Raw genomic sequence first — 3,002 nt, 5'->3', positions numbered from 1 at the left:
GGGCTTGACGCAGGGCTGGTCTAGTCCATACCGTCATCGGCCATCAGCTGTTCATGTAGGTGAACATCGCTTCACTACATGAACAGCTGATGGCCGATGACGGTATGGACTAGACCAGCCCTGCGTCAAGCCCCCCGCACCAACGGTTCGTTGGGCGCCGCGATGACAGCGGGAGGGCTCGCGGGCGTGCCGGGGGGCGGGGTCGCCGCCGCCCGCCGTGCGGACGGCGGCGGCCCCGCCGGTCGTCGTCCGGCCGGGGTCAGGGGCCGGAGACGAGGTTGGCCACGTTGTTCGCGGAGTTGGACGGGCCTCCGCTGTTGTTGATGACGTGGCTGATCGTGCCCGTCCCGCCGAGGGAGACCGTCACCATGTCGTGGAAGCGGACCCCGGACACCGCGGGGACCTCGAAGGCCCGGTCGGCGACGACGGACGGGTTGACGTTGAAGTAGCAGTAACTGCCCAGGCCCCAGGCCTCGTGGCTGGTCACCGAGGGGCTGACCTTGTAGGCGTCGTAGCCGCGGGTGGAGCCGTTCATCCAGGCGGCCTGGTTGGGCGGGTCGTACGGCATCTCGTTCTGGAAGAAGTACGTGCGGCCGCCGTTGCCGTTCCAGATCACCTGGTGCTGCTGGTAGTGCTCGACGAACAGGCCGTACATCGTCACGTTCGTGCCGTTGACGATCAGGCCGTTGGCGGCGGTGTTGCTCGTCCAGCCCACCCCGCTGCCGTGGTCGGCGCGCCACAGCCACATGTGGTCGCCGATGACGTCCGAGCTGTTGACCACCAGGCTCTGGGTGGCCTTGCCGACGCCCGCGCCGCCGATGCGGAAGAAGACGTCGTGCAGCGAGGTCGGGTCGGCGGTGTGCCGCGCGGACGAGCCGGCCGGGCCGACCTGCATCAGCGTCTGCGAGTTGGTCGTGCCCGCGTCGATGAGCAGTCCGGCGATCTTGACCCCGTCGACGTCGGCGACGTTCACCGCGGTGATGCCGTTGTCCGGGATGACGGTGGCCAGGCCCAGGCCCAGGACGACGGTGTCGGCACGGTTGATGTTGAGCGTCTGGTTGAGGTGGTAGACGCCGGGCGTGAACAGCAGGTTCTTGCCCTGGGCGAGCGCGCCGTTGATGTCGGTGGCGGTGGCGCCGGGCTTGACGACGAAGAACTGGTCGATCGGCAGCGAACTGCCGGCCGGGCTGCCGCCCGCCCAGGTCGTGCCCTGGGTGTTGGTGCGCAGCGCCGGGACGAAGACCTTGTACGCGCCGGCGGAGTCCACGTACAGGAACGGCTTCTCACGCGTCACCGGCGACTGCGCGACCGTGGTGTACGGCGGGCTCGGGAAGGTGTTCGCGGGGGCGTTGACGTCACCGACGAAGACCATGTTCCAGTTGGAGCCCGTCCAGCTGCCCCACTGGCTGTTCCGCGACAGCCACTGCTGCTGGGAACCGGAACGCACCTGGCCGTCGATCTTGGAGTCGGCGATCAGGCCGCCGCTGGACCAGCCGCCGTCGTCCAGCTGCAGGTTGCCGCGGACGTGCATGCGCCGGTACGGGGCCGCCTGCGAGACCGCCCAGCGGTCGGTGCCGCCGGTCGGGTTGACGGAGAGGTTCTCCGCGGAGCGCCAGAAGTTCTGGGTGGCGTTGCCCTGGAACCAGTCGGCCTCGGCGTGGACCGCGCCGTTGATCGTCACGTCGTCCGGCGACAGGCCCAGGCCCGCGACCTGGGTGTAGAAGCCGACGTTGGCGTCGACGCTGTAGCTGCCGGGCTTGAAGAGCAGGGCGTAGCGCTGGGAGCCGAACTGGTTGGACTCCTGCTGGCCGAAGACCTGGCTGAGCCGGCTCTGGATGGCGGCCGAGGACATCGACGGGTCGAAGACCGAGACGTTGGGCCCGAGGTCGGGGGTGCCCGGCGGGTTCTGCGGGGTGTCGGTGGAGCCGAGGCTGAAGGACTGCGCGGCGGTGCCGTTGCAGGTGTACTGCTGGATGCGCGCGCTGTCGGCGGTGGAGGCGGCGGGCACGTCCAGGCACTTGCCGCTGTTGCGGTTCACGAAGTGGTACGTCCCGCCGGTCTCCTCGACCGGCAGCCACTGCTGGTTGGCCCCGCCCGAGTACGACCAGAGCTGGACCGGTGCGCCGTCCGCCGTGGAGACGTCGGTGACGTCCCAGGACTTGGCCGCGTCGTTGCGGTTGTTGACCCGGACGTAGCCGTCGCTCGTCGCCTGGAACTGCCACTGCTGCGCGGTGGTGCCGTTGCACGCGTACTGCTGGACCGCGGTGCCGTCGGCGGTGCCCGCGGCGGCGGCGTCGACGCACTTGCCGCTGTGCTTGGCGGCGACGGTCACCCAGCCGGTGGGGAGGGAGGCGGCCTGGGCCTGCGGGGCGGTCAGCACGACGGCCGACAGGCCCGAGGCGAACAGCGCGCCGAGCGCGAGCGGTGCGACGCGGCGCCGGACCCGGCCGCGTCCGGGGACGCCGCGGGACGGCGCTCCGAGGGTTCTCATGGAGGACTCCTGTGCCGCGCGGGGCGCGGCGCCGTGGGGGGGTGAGCGGGCATGCCGAAGCGGGCGACGGCATGACGTGGCATGACGGAGGTGGGGGGTGGCCGGGCGCACGCGCCCGGCCATGCGACAGCAGCTCAAAGGTCGGATCGACCTTTCTTCACGGCGTGAAGTTAGGCTTCCGCAGCGGACACGTCAAGAGGTCGCGCTACGGATTTCGAATGCCGCCGGATGCGCGGTGGTGCCTCAACTCGATGTCCGGACACGGCATTTGCGCAGTTGGCAGCCGATGCGACACGGTGCGGCGCGGTGCGGCCGGCAGGCGCCGCCACATCCCGGCCGGACAACACTTGAAGGCGCCCCTCCGGCCGGGCCACCCTTCGGGAACCGCCCCGCCGGACCCCCCGCCCGGACCTGCTGATCAACGACCGCCACCTGGGCGGACCGTACTGGTCTGTACCAAAGTCTTGACTGCACCCTTCCTTCACTCCTTAAATCACGAGTTGAACAAGGC

Annotated in this window: 1 protein-coding gene; it reads right to left on the bottom strand. The window is 70.0% G+C overall.

Annotation, left to right across the window (positions count from 1 at the left end; genetic code table 11):
- Positions 1–259: 259 nt before the first annotated feature.
- Positions 260–2,491, bottom strand: coding sequence for a pectate lyase-like domain-containing protein (locus PV341_RS44465; protein WP_500325149.1), 2,232 nt, complete (start codon positions 2,489–2,491; stop codon positions 260–262).
- Positions 2,492–3,002 lie beyond the last annotated feature (511 nt).

Origin of the sequence: Streptomyces sp. PA03-1a (genome assembly GCF_033792805.1) — a bacterium.
GTDB lineage: Bacteria > Actinomycetota > Actinomycetes > Streptomycetales > Streptomycetaceae > Actinacidiphila.
The sequence above is the reverse complement of the archived record's forward strand: the minus strand, read 5'-3'. Positions and strand labels throughout refer to the sequence as shown.